14 protein-coding genes are annotated in these 16,390 nt (G+C 42.4%); 11 read left to right on the top strand and 3 right to left on the bottom strand.

What is annotated here, in order from left to right; translation table 11 throughout:
- Positions 1–222: 222 nt before the first annotated feature.
- On the bottom strand, positions 223–765 hold the full coding sequence (locus IM515_RS22680) for an NUDIX hydrolase (RefSeq protein WP_287629605.1): 543 nt from the start codon (positions 763–765) through the stop codon (positions 223–225).
- 107 nt (positions 766–872) lie between these two features.
- On the opposite strand from IM515_RS22680, the gene ylqF reads away from it, so the two are divergent.
- Together ylqF and IM515_RS22690 are read left to right on the top strand one after the other, a co-directional pair.
- Entirely contained in the window at positions 873–1,712 is an 840-nt protein-coding gene (gene ylqF / locus IM515_RS22685; protein WP_287629606.1) for a ribosome biogenesis GTPase YlqF, read from the top strand.
- Between the two features lie 160 nt (positions 1,713–1,872).
- Positions 1,873–3,357, top strand: coding sequence for a glutamate synthase subunit beta (locus IM515_RS22690; RefSeq protein ID WP_287629607.1), 1,485 nt, complete (start codon positions 1,873–1,875; stop codon positions 3,355–3,357).
- A gap of 180 nt (positions 3,358–3,537) precedes the next feature.
- On the opposite strand, the gene rpaA is transcribed toward IM515_RS22690, so the two are convergent.
- Positions 3,538–4,278, bottom strand: coding sequence for a two component system response regulator RpaA (rpaA, locus tag IM515_RS22695; protein ID WP_002768502.1), 741 nt, complete (start codon positions 4,276–4,278; stop codon positions 3,538–3,540).
- A 510-nt stretch (positions 4,279–4,788) separates the two neighbouring features.
- Between rpaA and IM515_RS22700 the strand changes: the two genes are divergently transcribed.
- The 6 genes from IM515_RS22700 to IM515_RS22725 all read left to right on the top strand — a co-directional run bounded on the left by IM515_RS22700 (position 4,789) and on the right by IM515_RS22725 (position 10,835).
- Positions 4,789–5,508 carry a biliverdin-producing heme oxygenase gene (locus IM515_RS22700; protein WP_052277206.1) on the top strand — a complete coding sequence of 240 codons (720 nt, stop codon included), beginning with the start codon at positions 4,789–4,791 and terminating at the stop codon, positions 5,506–5,508.
- A gap of 487 nt (positions 5,509–5,995) precedes the next feature.
- Entirely contained in the window at positions 5,996–6,244 is a 249-nt protein-coding gene (locus IM515_RS22705; protein ID WP_002768498.1) for an acyl carrier protein, read from the top strand.
- Positions 6,245–6,313: 69 nt separating this feature from the next.
- A complete protein-coding gene (gene fabF / locus IM515_RS22710) occupies positions 6,314–7,564 on the top strand; it encodes a beta-ketoacyl-ACP synthase II (RefSeq protein WP_287629609.1) in 1,251 nt (416 codons plus the stop codon).
- Positions 7,565–7,646: 82 nt separating this feature from the next.
- Positions 7,647–9,653, top strand: a complete 2,007-nt coding sequence (gene tkt, locus IM515_RS22715; protein ID WP_287629610.1) for a transketolase — start codon at positions 7,647–7,649, stop codon at positions 9,651–9,653.
- A gap of 113 nt (positions 9,654–9,766) precedes the next feature.
- On the top strand, positions 9,767–10,027 hold the full coding sequence (locus IM515_RS22720) for a helix-turn-helix domain-containing protein (protein ID WP_287629612.1): 261 nt from the start codon (positions 9,767–9,769) through the stop codon (positions 10,025–10,027).
- A complete protein-coding gene (locus tag IM515_RS22725) occupies positions 10,005–10,835 on the top strand; it encodes a restriction endonuclease (RefSeq protein ID WP_287629613.1) in 831 nt (276 codons plus the stop codon). Before IM515_RS22720 ends, IM515_RS22725 begins: the two co-directional genes overlap by 23 nt.
- Before the next feature lie 9 nt (positions 10,836–10,844).
- On the opposite strand, the gene IM515_RS22730 is transcribed toward IM515_RS22725, so the two are convergent.
- A complete protein-coding gene (locus tag IM515_RS22730) occupies positions 10,845–11,738 on the bottom strand; it encodes a DNA adenine methylase (protein ID WP_287629615.1) in 894 nt (297 codons plus the stop codon).
- 178 nt (positions 11,739–11,916) lie between these two features.
- On the opposite strand from IM515_RS22730, the gene IM515_RS22735 reads away from it, so the two are divergent.
- The 3 genes from IM515_RS22735 to IM515_RS22745 all read left to right on the top strand — a co-directional run.
- Positions 11,917–12,378: a hypothetical protein gene (locus IM515_RS22735; protein ID WP_287698202.1), complete on the top strand. Its 462-nt coding sequence runs from the start codon at positions 11,917–11,919 to the stop codon at positions 12,376–12,378.
- The gene (locus IM515_RS22740; protein WP_287629618.1) at positions 12,375–15,110 is read left to right on the top strand and encodes a KGGVGR-motif variant AAA ATPase; all 2,736 of its coding nucleotides are present in this window, start codon (positions 12,375–12,377) and stop codon (positions 15,108–15,110) included. Before IM515_RS22735 ends, IM515_RS22740 begins: the two co-directional genes overlap by 4 nt.
- Positions 15,111–15,481: 371 nt before the next feature.
- Positions 15,482–16,390 (top strand): protein kinase domain-containing protein (locus IM515_RS22745; RefSeq protein WP_287629620.1); only part of this gene is annotated, 909 nt, incomplete at its 3' end.

The following is a 16,390-nucleotide window of genomic DNA, read 5'->3' on the forward strand; positions in this document are numbered from 1 at the left end:
AAGTGGGGAAGTGGGGAAGTGGGGAAGTGGGGAAGTGGGGAAGTGGGGAAGTGGGGAAGTGGGGAAGTGGGGAAGTGGGGAAGTGGGGGAATTTCAACTAACACCCTAACACCCCAACACCCCCCGCAACGCGCACGCAGTGACCACCCTATCTTCTGAATCCTGACAACTGGATCCCAAAAACGAAAAGTACCTCCCCATCAATATAACCGCTATAACTCCTTAATTTTGCTTGAAAAAATCCCTCGCTAAATAGAAAGCAGCTAAACTACCAGAGACAGTAATTTCCTGGGGATTAATTTCCTGTAAAGGTCGCAGAATAACTTCGATTTCCTCGGTAACATCTAACTTTTGTTGACCTGTGGGGGTAGCATTAAGAGCCAAAAAAATATGAATTCTGTTAGTATCTTTAACAGGATTATCGTACAAAACAGCTAGAGGCATTAGAGAATCACTGTGATAACCAGTTTCCTCCTCGAATTCCCGATGCGCTGCTGTGGTAATATTATCTTCACCCGCATCCACTGATCCAGCGGGAAATTCCAATAAAATTTCCTTAACTCCGTGACGATATTGACGGACAAAAACTAATTGATTATCCTCAGTAACTGGAACAACTAAAACAATTTCAGGACGAATATTAACGAAATAATCATCGATAACTTGTCCAGAGGATAACTTCACCGCGTCTTGACGGACTTGACACCAACGATTCTGAAAAACTAGCTCAGATTTAACAATTTGCCATTTTTTTAAATTAGTCATCGATAATCCTGTTATAATTGCAGTGAAATTACTAAACTCTTTCTCAGATAATTATAGCTATCTAGGGACTATTCCTGATAAGATCTAATTTTATACTCCCATCTCCCATGTCGTTAATTCAATGGTATCCCGGTCATATTGCCAAAGCGGAAAGAAAACTTAAGGAACATCTTAAACTCGTGGATGTGATCCTAGAAGTGCGCGATGCTCGCATCCCCTTAGCTTCCCATCATCCGCAGGTGGACGATTGGATTGGCAATAAACCGCGCTTATTAATCTTAAATCGTCTCGATATGATTCCCGAATCTGCCTATCAACAATGGGTAACATGGTTTAAAAGTCAAGGAGAAACCGTCTATTTTACTAACGCTAAACAGGGAGAAAGAGTTAAAGCAATTATCAAAGCGGCGGAAAAAATTGGCGATGAAATTAACCAAAAACGTCAAATAAGAGGAATGTTACCGCGTCCAGTGCGGGCTGTGGTGATTGGGTTTCCCAATGTGGGCAAATCTGCCCTGATTAACCGTTTATTAGGGCGAAAAGTCGTCGCCAGCGCCCGCCGGGCCGGAGTAACGCGACAATTACAATGGGTGCGAATTTCCGACACCTTAGAATTATTAGACGCGCCGGGGGTGATTCCTTCCCGTTTAGAAAATCAAAAGGATGCGGTGAAATTAGCTATCTGTGAGGATATTGGGGATGCTGGTTATGATAACCAAAGGATAGCGGCGGCTTTTGTCGATTTATTAATAGAATTACAGTATGAAGGACTTTTACAATCTCGTTATGGGTTGAATACTCTAGACATGACCGGGGAGGATTTTATCGAAAAATTGGCCGATCTCAAATATCAAGAAGATAAAGAAAGGGCAGCCATGCAGTTACTCAATGATTTTCGTAAGGGAATAATCGGGGCTATCCCGTTAGAATTGCCCCCTTCCTCTTGAAATCGCCTGTTTTTAACTCAATAGTTAATTACCCAATTTGTCAAAATTACCGCCTGTTAGTCCACTGAGCTGCCGATAAGATTAAAGAAATCGGTAAAGTTGCGGGATCGATCGAACTGTGAAGGAAGATAGGGGATAAACGACAGAGATAACAAAGACTATGGGCAAACCGACTGGCTTTATCGAATTCCTGCGTGAACTTCCTTCCGAACTTACCCCTCTCGATCGCCTTCATAATTGGGATGAGTTTCATCTTCCCATGGCCGAAGATAAACTCCGCAATCAGGCTGCCCGTTGTATGGATTGTGGTACACCATTTTGTCACACGGGAACCCTAATTAGTGGCATGGCCAGTGGTTGCCCGATTAATAACCTGATTCCCGAATGGAATGATTTAATCTATCGAGGATTGTGGCGAGAAGCCCTCGATCGCCTCCATAAAACCAATAATTTCCCCGAATTTACCGGTAGAGTCTGCCCCGCTCCCTGTGAGGGTTCCTGTGTTCTCGGTATTCATAATCCCCCCGTTACGATCAAAAATATTGAATGTTCGATTATCGACAAAGGTTGGGAATCCGGTTGGATTACTGCCAATCCCCCCGCAATCCGTACCGGCAAAAAAGTGGCTGTGATCGGTTCCGGACCTGCTGGATTAGCGGCTGCCGACCAGTTAAATAAAGCTGGTCACTGGGTGACGGTTTACGAACGGGCCGATCGCCCCGGGGGCCTGTTGATGTACGGTATCCCCAACATGAAGTTAGATAAGGAAGAAGTCGTTCTGCGTCGTCTCCAGATACTCGAACAGGAAGGGGTAAAAATGGTCTGTAACACGGAAGTGGGCAAGGATATCAGCGCCCAAGACCTATTAAACGAATACGATGCCGTGGTTATCTGTACCGGGGCCACCAAACCCCGGGATTTAAACATCGAAGGTCGCCAATTAAAGGGCATTCACTTCGCCATGGAGTTTCTCACCGCTAATACAAAAGCACTATTAGACGGACAGCCCGGGGAGGATTTTATCTTGGCCGCGGGTAAAGACGTGGTAATTATCGGCGGTGGTGACACGGGAACCGACTGTGTGGGGACTTCCCTGCGTCATAACTGCCGTAGCGTCACCCAATTAGAGATTATGCCGCAACCGCCCCGAGAACGGGCCGCCGATAATCCCTGGCCCGAATGGCCGAAAATCTACCGTATGGACTATGGACAAGAGGAAGCGGCCGCACGTTTTGGCGATGACCCCCGGGTTTATACCACCACGGCGACTAAATTCGAGGGGGATAGCGAGGGCAACGTCACAGGGATTCACACGGTACGGGTGGAATGGCAACGCAACGAAAAAGGGCAGTTTATCCCCCAACCGGTAGCAGGAACAGAAAAAGTCATCCCGACGCAATTGGTTCTATTGGCCATGGGATTTTTGGGACCAGAACAGCCTTTACTCGATGATTTAGGCTTAGAAAAGGATGCCCGCAGCAATATCAAGGCCGAACACGGTCAATTTGCCACTAGCTTACCGAAAGTCTTTGCAGCGGGGGATTGTCGTCGTGGTCAAAGTTTGGTGGTTTGGGCGATTAATGAAGGCCGCGGGGCCGCCAGGGAATGCGATCGCTTTTTGATGGGGGCGACGGATTTACCGTAAACCAGTAGTTACTCCCACCATTGTCCTGACTTGCTGGGGGTGTTTTCCCCTCGTTATCGTCAGGGACAAAAAGAGGCCTCAGCCATAGCCATCAAAACCCAACCGCGAGTCAAACCTTCTCAATCTGAAGAGGAGGAGGAGCGAGGAAACAATTGTCCCTATTGCCTATCCGCTCCCTGTTTAAACTGTTGCCACCGATGAATCAAGCACCACCTGTTCATTGGTGGGTAACTCCAGACAATAACCCGCACCGTAAACGGTTTTAATATAGCGAGGGTGGCGGGGATCGGGTTCTAGTTTCGTTCTCAAATGGCGAATATGAACGCGAATAGTCTCGATATCATCATCGGGATCATATCCCCAGACTTCCTTGAGAATATCACTAGGGGAAACGGTTTGACCGTGACGTTGGAGAAGACAGTGGAGTAACTCAAATTCTAGATGGGTTAACTTGACCACACTTTCAAACCAGACCGCCTCAAAACGTTCGGGAACCAGGGTTAAAGGTCCAAAACTGAGTATTTCTGAGTGTTTAGCGGCTTGGGGAATGCGATCGGTGCGTCTAAGGAGGGCGCGCACCCTAGCTAACATTTCCTCCACCTCGAAAGGTTTGGTCAGGTAATCATCGGCACCGGCGTTAAAACCTTCCACTTTATCTTGGGTTTGTCCTAAGGCTGTGAGCATCAAAATCGGGATGTCGGACGTGCGTTCATCTCGTCGCAAACGCTGACAGACGGTAAAACCATCGACTTTGGGCAACATTAAATCCAGCATGATTAAATCGGGTTGTAACTGGACGGCCAAGGCCTGGCCTTTAATCCCGTCCTCTGCGGGGTTAACGTCATAACCCGCCATCTCCAAGTTGATGGAGACTAATTCCGCGATTGCAGGATCATCATCGATTACAAGTATTCGGGGCATTACCAGAGTGTTATGACTAAGGGTTTGGATAGGGAGTTGCTAAATGTGTTCTCGCTGACATCGCAACTAGGGCTTTGTCTCTCAAGGGCCTGAGTTTAGCACAACATAAAGAATCCTGTACTGATTATAAGCATGATTGCTAAATTCGGTTTCAATTTGTGAAATTTTGCCTATATAAGTCTCCTGAATGTTAAGAATTTTTAAGAAGTGTAAACAGTGTTGGTCGAAAATTGATATTGGTGCCAGATTATACCCTCTCCTGCCCAAAGATCAACTAGGGAGCAGTTTTTCACTAATCTTTACAATTGCGCCATCTCGATGGATACCGGCTTCAACCGGCGGTTAAGTCCTGCTAGAGCTAAATTTCTCCCCTAAGCTCCCCCGGCGGCACTGTAAAAATTCTTAATAAAATTAGCGATCGATTCAGTTTAATCTACCAAAATAGGCGGTTTTAGTAAGCATCTGTAACGAACCCGATCCATTCTACTCATCCCAACAGGTGATCATAATATGAGCGTTAATTTATCAACTCAACTGCGAGAAGGCACGAAAAAATCCCACACAATGGCAGAAAACGTCGGTTTTGTCAAGTGTTTTCTCAAGGGGGTGGTGGAAAAAACTTCCTATCGCAAACTGGTGGCTAACCTCTACTTCGTCTATTCGGCCATGGAGGAGGAGATGGAAAAACTTTCCAGTCATCCCGTCGTTTCTAAAATCTGTTTTCCTGAACTCAATCGCAAAAATGCGCTAGAACAGGATTTATATTTTTATTATGGTCCCAATTGGCGCAACGAGATCGCTTTATCTCCCGCAGGTCAGGCCTACGTTGACCGGATTCGGGAAATCGCCACAACAGAACCCGAATTATTAGTCGCTCATTCCTATACCCGTTATCTCGGCGATCTGTCCGGGGGGCAAATCTTGAAAAAAATCGCCGAAAAAGCGATGAATCTGGAAACTGGTGGCACTGCTTTCTATGATTTCAAAGATATTCCCGACGAAAAAGCCTATAAAAACCACTATCGTCAAACCCTCGACCAGTTACCGGTAGATCAAGCCATGGCCGATCGCATTGTCGCCGAAGCTAACGCCGCTTTTGGCCTGAACATGAGAATGTTCCAAGAGTTGGAAGGTAATCTGATCAAAGCGATCGGAATTATGCTCTTTAATACTCTCACCCGTCGTCGCAGCACCGGCAGCACCGAAACTGGATTGGCTACCGCCGAATAGTAGTCAAGAAAACCAAAAAAACGGAAATTCTAGAATTTGGGTAATGGTCGGCCATGATTATTATCCGAATTTCGGAGTTATCCGTTATATTTTTGCTTTTTATTCGGTCGTCAGGAGATAGGAGTCAGGGTGATAGGGTTTTGGGGTGATAGGGATTTAGGGGTTTAGGGAAATTTCATCCAAATGCTCCACTACCCCACTACCCCACTACCCCACTACTCCACTACTCCACACCCAACTACCCCACTTCCCCACTTCCCCACCTCCCCAATTCATAATTCATAATTCATAATTGCCACACCCCACACCCCAATTTCCCTGATGATCGCAAAAAAACTTCATCAAGGGGGGAACAACTTCCAGTAAGATGAAAAATGGTCAGTGAAAAAGCTAACCGAAATTTATTGTCGGAAATGGTAACACCGCCCCATTTCCCCAGACTCTAGAGGCTAGAGTCCGGTAAACCAGCGGATAAAAATTGACATCCATGAGTGCAGACATCTTCGATCGAGTTAAAAAAGTTGTTGTAGAACAATTAGAAGTAGAGCCGGAAAAAGTTACCCCCGAAGCAAGCTTTGCTAATGATCTGCAAGCTGATTCCCTCGATGTGGTCGAGTTAGTGATGGCTTTAGAGGAAGAATTTGATATTGAAATTCCCGACGAAGCGGCCGAACAAATTGACACTGTAGGCAAAGCTGTTGACCATATTAGCGAGAAAGTAGGAGCAACCGCCTAATTATTGCGGGAAAATTGACAATTAGGATTAAATATCTGGGGCAAAATCTGCCCTTATTTTTGAACAAACATGACAGAATTGCCATTAAAAAGGGTTGTCATCACGGGGATGGGTGCGATCACTCCCCTCGGCAATAATCTAGCAGACTATTGGACAGGCTTAATCAACGGCAAAAGTGGCATTGGTTTAATTACCCACTTTGATGCCTCCCGTCACGCTTGTCGCATTGCTGGGGAAGTGCGGGGTTTTGACCCCCACGACTATGTGGATCGCAAAGAGGCAAAGCGCATGGATCGTTTCGCTCAATTTGCCGTCGCCGCTAGTTTGCAAGCGCTGCAAGATTCTCGATTAGTTATCGACGCTCTCAATGCCGATGATATAGGTGTACTAATTGGTACGGGCGTAGGTGGCATAAAAGTGCTGGAGGATCAACAGGAAATTTACTTGACAAAAGGTCCGAGCCGGTGTAGTCCCTTCATGATCCCGATGATGATTGCCAATATGGCCGCCGGTTTAACCGCTATCCACACGGGGGCCAAGGGACCGAGTAACTGCACCGTGACCGCTTGCGCTGCCGGTTCTAATGCCATCGGCGATGCTTTCCGTCTAGTACAAAGGGGTTTTGCCAAAGCGATGATCTGCGGTGGGACGGAAGCCGCCGTTACCCCCCTAGGATTGGCTGGTTTTGCCTCCGCTAAGGCCCTGTCCACCCGCAACGATGACCCCACCCGGGCCAGTCGTCCGTTTGACAAGGATCGGGATGGTTTTGTCATGGGGGAAGGGGCAGGAATCTTGATTATAGAGGAATTAGAAACGGCCTTGGCCCGTGGGGCGCGGATTTACGCCGAAATGATCGGTTATGGTCTGACTTGCGATGCCTATCACATGACGGCTCCGGTTCCCGATGGTCGTGGGGCCACCAGAGCGATCGAATTAGCGATCAAAGATGCCGGTTTAACTCCGGCGGAAATTAGCTATATCAACGCCCACGGCACCAGTACGGGGGCCAATGATCCCACGGAAACCAAGGCGATTAAAAAAGCTTTAGGAGAATCGGCCTACAAAATCCCCGTCAGTTCCACCAAATCAATGACAGGCCACCTTTTAGGCGGTTCTGGCGGCATTGAAGCCGTGGCCACGGTCATGGCGATCGCTAATGATCGGATTCCCCCGACGCTCAACCTGGACAATCCTGACCCCGATTGCGATCTCGATTACGTCCCCTACGAAAGTCGTCAGCAGATAGTTAACGCTGCCCTCTCCAACTCCTTTGGATTTGGTGGCCATAACGTCACCTTAGCTTTTAGAAAATATGCTTGAGTCGATGCCCCTGAAAGAGTAATCTGTGAGTGGCTCCCTCTTTAACCTGGTCTTATTTTTGTAGTTCATTCTAAAAAACATTATGGTTGTCGCCTCCCAATCCCTCGAAGAACTTTGTATTAATGCCGTGCGTTTTTTAGCGGTGGATGCCGTGGAAAAAGCTAAATCGGGACACCCCGGACTGCCGATGGGAGCCGCTCCCATGGCCTTTGTTCTCTGGGATCAATTCCTGCGTTTTAACCCGAAAAACCCCCAATGGGTCAATCGCGATCGTTTTGTTCTCTCCGCCGGTCACGGTTGTATGCTGCAGTACGCTTTGATGTACCTGACCGGATACGATAGCGTTCCCCTCGAGGAAATTAAACAATTCCGGCAGTGGAAATCGAAAACCCCCGGCCACCCCGAAAATTTCGTCACGGAAGGGGTAGAAGTGACCACTGGTCCTCTGGGTCAAGGGATTGCCAATGGTGTCGGTTTGGCCCTAGCAGAAGCTCATTTAGCGGCCCGTTTCAACAAACCGGATGCCAAAATTATCGACCATTACACCTATGTGATTTTGGGTGATGGTTGCAATATGGAGGGGATTTCCGGGGAAGCTTGTTCCTTAGCTGGTCACTGGGGTTTAGGCAAGTTAATCGCCCTCTACGATGATAACCATATCTCGATCGATGGTTCCACCGATATCGCTTTTACCGAGGACGTGAGCAAGCGTTTTGAAGCCTACGGTTGGCACGTTCAGCACGTGGAGAATGGTAACACCGATTTAGATGCCATTGCTAATGCGATCGCAGCTGCCAAAGCTGTCACCGATAAACCCTCGATGATTAAAATCACCACCACCATCGGTTATGGTTCCCCCAATAAGTCTAATACCGCCGATGTTCACGGGGCAGCTTTGGGAGCAACGGAAATCGAGTTAACCCGGAAAGCCTTAGGTTGGGAATACGAGCCGTTTGTGGTTCCCGATGAGGTGTTAAATCGTTTCCGGCAAGCAGTGGACAAGGGAGCGACGGCAGAAACGGACTGGAATAAGTTATTTAACGAATATCAGGCTAAATATCCCGCAGAAGCGGCTTTATTTGAACAGTTAACCACCGGTCAACTGCCGGAAGGTTGGGAGCAAGCTTTACCGGTTTATAAACCCGAAGATAAGGCTCTCGCTAGTCGTAAACACTCGGAAATCTGCTTAAATGCCCTTGCGGGGGTTTTACCCGGTTTAATCGGCGGTTCAGCGGATTTAACCCACTCTAACTACACGGAATTAGAGCATTTTGGTAATTTCCAAAAAGGCAGTTATCAGGAGCGTAACGTTCACTTTGGCGTAAGGGAACACGCAATGGGGGCGATTTGTAACGGTATTGCTCTCCATAACACGGGATTGATTCCCTACGGGGCGACTTTCCTGATTTTCACCGACTATATGCGGAATTCTATCCGTTTATCGGCATTGTCAGAAACTCGCGTCATCTGGGTAATGACTCACGATTCCATTGCCCTAGGGGAAGATGGACCGACTCACCAACCCGTGGAACACGTTGCTTCTCTGCGCGCTATTCCTAACCTGTTAGTCATGCGTCCGGGAGATGGTACGGAAACTTCCGGTGCTTATAAAGTAGCGGTGAGCGAAAAGAAACGCCCGACTTTATTGGCTCTCTCCCGTCAAAATCTGCCCAATTTAGCGGGAACTTCCCTGGAGGGTGTGGCTAAAGGTGCTTATACTATCACCGATTCTGAAGGTACTCCCGATGTCATTCTCATCGGTACGGGTGGCGAGTTGTATCTCTGCGATAAAGCGGCTGCGGTGTTGAAAGAAGCAGGAATTAAAGCTCGCGTCGTTTCTATGCCCTGTTGGGAGCTATTCGAGGAACAATCGGCAGAATACAAAGAATCGGTATTGCCGAAAGCAGTGAAAAAACGTCTCGCAGTGGAAGCGGGTTCAACCATGGGTTGGCATCGCTACATCACCGATGAGGGGGATGTGTTGGGGGTTGATACCTTCGGCGCTTCTGCTCCGGGGGGTGTGATTCTAGAGAAGTTTGGTTTTACCCTGGATAACGTGGTAGCGAAGGCAAAAGCGTTGTTAGGTTAATTACCTGAAATCTTAGCTGTAATGAGTCAGAAAAATCTGGCTCATTTTTTTGTTTTTCTATTGTGACTGTCAGTCAGTGGACTAGGGGTCACGTCAGGCAGTTTAATCGAAGCATGGCAAAGGACAATTTAGCTCAATTTGGCAGATGTTTACATAATGCTCGTATTCAAAAGGGTTTATCCCAAGAAAGGTTGGCCGAAGCGGCCAATTTGGATAGAACTTACATCAGTCTTCTTGAACGTGGTAAAAGGAATCCTTCTTTACTATGCTTGATTTCTTTATGTGGAGCATTAAACATAAGTCTTTCGGAGCTTTTTAACACTATGTCTATAAATTCCGATGTAAATACTGATGATGTCAGAAGATTTGATTAAATTGCTTGAGCAGTTTTTGCATGATAACGAGCTTGAATGGGAATGGTTTGAAAAAATAGAAAGTTTTTGTAAGAGTTATAATTTGAATATCAAATATATTACAGAAGTTCTCAATGATCCAAAAGTTATTCCTATGATTCGTGGCAAGTTTTTTGAGTTCACTGTACAAGATGAACTGTCAAAAATACTCTCGAATAATTATTTAGTTACTAATCCTCGCTTAAATCCTCAAGCTGGTTCTCACGATATAGACGTAGCTATTATCAATCAAAAAAACGCCAAAAAATACTCTGCTGAATGTAAGTTAGCCAAAAAAGGTAGTTTCCGTCTTCAGGGAGGTATCAGACCTTTTATTGAAGTCAAATGTATGAGATCAAGAACCTTAGGAGACAAAGCGGCAGAACAAAGGTCTAAATTGATAGGAATACCTTCAACAAGCCTAAATATTCACAAAGATCAATATATTGAAACAGATTTTGATTTAGTAATTACATCTCTTGCCAATGCTTTTTTTCAGACCAATTTAGAAACAGGACTATTTGTTTGGAAGCCCACACCAAAAGAGCAAATATTTTTAAGCAAAATTAATATTAATAATCAAGAAGAAGCCCTTTTAAAAATGTACGTTGCCAGGAGTAAAGATTTAACAGCAAATCAAACCAATAACATCAAGTGTTCTCGCCAGAAATGCCAGGATCACAACTGTAATTTCATCCCTAATTATCCCAAAATTTTCTTTGATGTTAATACGGCTGAACCTCTACAACCATGGCTCCCGACCGAAAAAATAGAGGATTTACTTGATTAAAATTAGCAATCAAGATATATCGAATAAACTTAATTGTCGAGGTGTAAATCTTGCAGGTTTCTCAAGATCATAATTAGCAATAAATACCTCCTTGCCCTTGCGTCTTTCACTCTGATAACCATGTTCCAATTTTAAACCATTTTTTTGATCATCAGTTCGATTAATAGTGTAATTCCATTCATTATCTTGTAAAGAAATACACCAATCATACATTTCTCTAATTTCGGAGCAATTATCATAAGTCAAAAGAAATTTAAATCGATGTTGATGTTTTTTCAACGTCTTACATAACCTTTCATGATCTTCTAGACTGAAGAAACAGGAATAGAATTTATTTTGATCTGCTTGAAAGTAGGGAGGATCGACAAATAAAAAGTAATCGTCGGGTAATTGATTGATTAAATCTTCAAAATCTAAACAAAATAAATTGACATTTTGCAGTTTTTCCGAAGTAGTTTTTAGGTGAGAAGGCCAGTTTTCAGGACGCATAGAATACTTATCACCATAGCCCCAATAACAATTTTCAAGTTTCATAATTCCTGAGTAGGAAGTTCTATTTAGATAATACCAACGCATGGCTCTTTCTAGGTCATTAGCTGGTTGAAATTCATTTTTATAATAACTGTGTAATTCTTTGGTAGCGTTTAGATCTTTTAATAATTCAATTAGACTACCAAGATAATCTTTGATATGTCGATAACAGTTGATTAATTCTTCATCTTTGTCATTGAGAATATTCTCTGCTACACTTTCCTTAGCAAAGAATATAGATGCTCCCCCCGCAAAAGGTTCACAATACTTATGGTGACTGGGAAGACAAGCTAAGATTAGCTTACGGGCATAAAATTTACCGCCGGGATAACGAAAAGGAGAATTACTAAGTTTTTTAGCGATTTTAGACATTACCTTTGATTTTAGAGGCTTTTCTTTGAGATTATTTTAACAAAATTACGATATTTTCTCTAGGAATGTCAGAGAAGTTTGGTTTTACCGTGGATAACGTGGTAGCGAAGGCAAAAGCGTTGTTAGGTTAATTAAAACTTTGGTTTGGTGAAAAAAGCCCGCGCCAGCGGGTTTTTTTGTGCTAGGATCTAACCGTATCGTGCAAAGAGTTGACTGGGTGATTCCTTTTACAGACAGAGAACTACAAAAAGCATGGAGAGAAAATCAACGAGCGGCAAAGGTCGAAACCAGAACTAACGCTCATCGTTTATTGCTATTTTACTCGGTTGAATGTGGTCTCAAAGCGGTTTTACTGAAAAGACAAAGTAAAGATTGCACCGATTCTTGTCGAGAATTACTTGAAGTGCGGCATGATATAAATAAGTTACTAGACAAACTAGCTGCGGGAGAAAAACTAAAACTTCCCCCACAATTGAGTATGAAACCTTTAAAAAATAATCAAGAGAGAGAGCTTTCTTGCGGTGAAATTAATCAAATGTGGCGATATGGGGGATGCTGTGACAATATTAAGGATAGTGAATTAGAAAAAAAATTGTTAGATATATTACGTTGGATTGCACAGGAGTTGCAGGGACTATGAGAAGACGGCCATTACTAACTTGGTTTGATATTAAAAGAAAAATTGCTCGCGAAACCGCTAACGGAAATGACTTACCTGATGGTATTGTTAAAATTAGTTGTTTTAGTAGTGCTTTAGAGATTGGTATTCAAAATCAAGATGATCAACCAAAAGCTAACTCAATATTAAAAGAATGGTTCGGAGATTGGTATCAAGAATCAGAACAAATTATTCAGCTAGATATTGATAATGCTTCTATTCCTGTAGAATTTATTTTAATAGATAATAGTTCTGATTTTTATCCATCGATTCGACCTTTTTGGCAGGAAGTCGCTTATTTAAAAGCAAATACAGATTCAGAGCAATCGGATAATTTTTTAGCCAATACTTATCAAAATAAGCCAGAAATTATTGCTTTTTATTCTTTTAAAGGTGGTGTGGGAAGAACCCTACATTTAGCTGCTTATATTCTTGCTCTCTTAGCAAGAGCAAAAGAAATAAATAAACCAGTTAAAATTTTAGTTATTGACTCAGATTTAGAGGCTCCGGGGTTAACCTATTGGCAAAGGTATGAAAATCAAGAGGCAACCGTATCTTTGAGCAATTTTTTAGAAGTTTATCAATATCCCAAGCCATCTCTAGAGGTGGCACTCTCTTGGGTAACTCAAGAAATTAAGAAAACTGCCAAACAGCAAAATAAATCAACTTTATATTTTTTACCCGCTTTTATTGAAGAAGAAGAACTCTTAGATACTCCTATACTGCCAGAAAATTTAGCCAGAAATCCGTCGGGTGCTTGGGAGGTAGGGGATGCAATTCATCAATTAGGGCAAAAATTAGCAGTAGATTATATATTTATTGATTTAAGAGCAGGATTAAGTGAAATTTCTAGCCCAATTTTATTTGACTCTAGAATCCAAAGATTTTTAGTAACAACAGTTAATGAGCAATCTTGGCGAGGTGTCAGGATGGTTTTAGAAAAAATTGGCTTACTAGCTCCCAGTGACTCAAAAGTAAAGGATGATAATTATTATGATCCTTCGATAATTATTAGTTTTTTAACCCCAGAAGTCAGAAATTTACCAGCATTTGAGAATATTTTAGAGCAATTACAGTCGGCTTATGTTCAACCCAAAAATGAGAGTTTATATACTACTAGACTGGATATTAAAGAAACTGATTTCGCCCAAGAGTTACTATATGTTAACAATTGGGACGAAGCTCAAAACAAATTAAGTTCAACTTCCTTGATGGAACTGGCAAAACAATGGGCAGAAGATGAATTATCTAATAATAGCATTGCATCAGCCACACCTTCAGATAACTCCTTAGATGATGTGAAAAAACTCAGGGATACTTGCAATAAATATATTTATGCAGAAAAGGGAGAAGGGGAAGATTTACTCATTACCGAGCCATTGAAAAATCTCGCTCGTAATTTTCAAGATAAACTACCTAATGTTATCTCAATTGGTGCTAAAGGTGCGGGAAAAACCTTTAATTATATTCAGCTATCTCGCCTACAGTCTTGGGAAAATTTTTTAAATAAAGTTGATCTTCAAAATCAAGAAAATTCCCGAGACAATCTCGGTTTAATATTTCCTTTACTGCAATCAAAAAATTTAAATGATAAGGCCAAAAATATTCTTGAGGAAGCACGGCAAAATGTTAATAATGTTCTTAATAATGATTATCAATTTTCCTCCTCGGATTTAACAGACAGAATCATACAGTCGCTATCAAATCAGGATTGGAATGAGGTTGATTGGACAAATTTTTGGATCAAAGAAATTTCGAGAGTTTTAGGTTATAATCCTGAAAATTGTCAATTACAAAAACTGCATGAATACCTTCAACAAAAAAACTCGAAGATTATATTTTTATTTGATGGATTAGAAGATGCTTTGCCTAATGTTGCCAATGATAACTGTGAACGAAAAGCCTTGAAAGCCTTGATCGATCATTTACCCAATAAATTATCAGAAATTCGGCAATCTAATCTCGGATTGATTGTCTTTCTGCGTCGAGATTTCTTGAGATATACAATTACACAAAACTCGCAACAATTTGAAAGCTTATATTGTAATTATGATCTATCTTGGAATCTAGAATCGTTTCTTAAACTTTCCTATTGGCTCTGCATACAATCATCGGTTATTAATGCTAACCCTCAAGATTTATTCGATTGTTCAATTGAAGATTTAAAAGAAAAACTAGAACGACTTTGGGGCAAAAAATTAGGAGCAGATAATGCAAGGGAAGCTAAGTCAGACAATTGGATTTTTGCCGCTTTAACCGATTTTAATGGAAGACTGCAAGCGCGGGATATTGTGAGATTTTTGTATCATGCTGCTAATATTACTGTAGAAAAAAAAGAAGAAATACAATTTACTAAATGGTCGAATACTAGACTGTTACCTCCCCAAGCGATTCGACGAGCGCTTGAACCCTGTAGTAAGAAAAAAGTTGAAGAGTCTAAGGAAGAATATCCTATATTTAAAAGCTGGGCAGAAAGGTTACATGAATATAGTGATAAAAAAATTCCTTTTTCTCTAGAACAGTTTAAGCTGGATGCTACTACAGTCAATATTCTTGAGCAAATGGGAGTAATTTATGAGGATAAGGATAAAGAAGATGCAGTTCGTTATTATATGCCCGAAATATTCCGTGAAGGGTTAGGATTTTCTAGTCAAGGTGCGCGTCCTCGTGTTCTAGCTTTAAAGCGCAAAGTTTTGGGGAAATCAAATTTTTAATGATTCGAGCTTTTTGGCAATGACTATATGATTGATTGTTGTCAGCTTTTCACAACAGACGTAGCTATTATCAATCAAAAAAAACGCCAAAAAATACTCTGCTGAATGTAAGTTAGCCAAAAAAGGTGGTTTCCGTCTTCAGGGATGTATCAGACCTTTTATTGAAGTCAAATGTATGAGATCAAGTACCGTAGGTTGGGTTGAGGCACGAAACCCAACATAACCAACAGCTAAGACAGGAAACCCAACATAACCAACAGTTAAAACACGAAACCCAACACAACCAACAGCTAAGACAGGAAACCCAACATAACCAACAGCTACTTTTTTAACGTTTAACGTCAACCAAACTACTTAAAGGAGTAAAAACCATGAGTCTGTGTCTCAATCCTAATTGTTCTTCTGCCAATCCAGATGGCAATAAATTCTGTGAAAAATGCCGCTCTAAATTGTTCTTACAAGAGCGTTATCAAGCAATTAAATTAATTGGTCAAGGAGGATTTGGTCGCACTTTTAAAGCGGTAGATTATAGTAAGCCTTCTCGACCTTATTGTGTGATTAAACAGTTTTTTCCCTCGGCTCAAGGGACTGATACAATTGAGAAAGCCTCAGAATTATTTGAAAAAGAAGCAATCCAATTAGAGAAATTAGGAAAACATCCCCAAATCCCTGAACTTTTCGCCTATCTCAATCATGATGATGACCGTCAATATTTGGTACAAGAATATATTGAAGGACAGAATTTAGAACAAGAATTAAGAAGCCAAGGGGTATTTAATGAAGCCAAGATTAAAGCTTTATTAACAGATATTTTGCCAGTTTTAGATTTTATCCATAGTCGGGGAGTAGTTCACCGAGACATTAAACCGGAAAATATTATTAGACGTAACTCAGACAAAAAAGCGGTTTTAGTGGATTTTGGTGCGTCTAAAGTTGTTACACCTCTTAACCGTTCTGTTACTGGTACGGTAATCGGTTCAGCGGAATATGTCGCACCAGAACAAGCTAATGGTAAGGCGAACAATCCTAGTGATTTGTATAGTTTAGGAGTCACTTGTATTTATTTGTTGACTCAGGTTTCACCCTTTGATTTATTTGATACCAGTGACCATGAATGGATTTGGCGACAGTTTTTAGTCAATAATAATGTTCGGGATGATTTAGGGCGCATTCTTGATAAAATGATCGAGTTTGGGACAAGAAAGCGTTATCAGTCAGCGCGGGAGATTTTACAAGATTTGACGGGACAATCACCAGCAACTTCGATACAAACACCAGCA

This window comes from Microcystis sp. M44BS1, from assembly GCF_020244875.1.
GTDB classification, from domain to species: domain Bacteria; phylum Cyanobacteriota; class Cyanobacteriia; order Cyanobacteriales; family Microcystaceae; genus Microcystis; species Microcystis panniformis.

Excerpts from the sequence above, each read along its gene's own strand:
- rpaA (WP_002768502.1), bottom strand. The coding sequence starts at position 4,278 with ATGCCCCGAATACTTGTAATCGATGATGATCCTGCAATCGCGGAATTA.
- IM515_RS22740 (WP_287629618.1), top strand. The coding sequence starts at position 12,375 with ATGAGAAGACGGCCATTACTAACTTGGTTTGATATTAAAAGAAAAATT.
- tkt (WP_287629610.1), top strand. The coding sequence starts at position 7,647 with ATGGTTGTCGCCTCCCAATCCCTCGAAGAACTTTGTATTAATGCCGTG.
- IM515_RS22725 (WP_287629613.1), top strand. The coding sequence starts at position 10,005 with ATGATGTCAGAAGATTTGATTAAATTGCTTGAGCAGTTTTTGCATGAT.
- IM515_RS22730 (WP_287629615.1), bottom strand. The coding sequence starts at position 11,738 with ATGTCTAAAATCGCTAAAAAACTTAGTAATTCTCCTTTTCGTTATCCC.
- fabF (WP_287629609.1), top strand. The coding sequence starts at position 6,314 with ATGACAGAATTGCCATTAAAAAGGGTTGTCATCACGGGGATGGGTGCG.
- IM515_RS22720 (WP_287629612.1), top strand. The coding sequence starts at position 9,767 with ATGGCAAAGGACAATTTAGCTCAATTTGGCAGATGTTTACATAATGCT.
- IM515_RS22700 (WP_052277206.1), top strand. The coding sequence starts at position 4,789 with ATGAGCGTTAATTTATCAACTCAACTGCGAGAAGGCACGAAAAAATCC.
- ylqF (WP_287629606.1), top strand. The coding sequence starts at position 873 with ATGTCGTTAATTCAATGGTATCCCGGTCATATTGCCAAAGCGGAAAGA.
- IM515_RS22705 (WP_002768498.1), top strand. The coding sequence starts at position 5,996 with ATGAGTGCAGACATCTTCGATCGAGTTAAAAAAGTTGTTGTAGAACAA.
- IM515_RS22680 (WP_287629605.1), bottom strand. The coding sequence starts at position 765 with ATGACTAATTTAAAAAAATGGCAAATTGTTAAATCTGAGCTAGTTTTT.
- IM515_RS22690 (WP_287629607.1), top strand. The coding sequence starts at position 1,873 with ATGGGCAAACCGACTGGCTTTATCGAATTCCTGCGTGAACTTCCTTCC.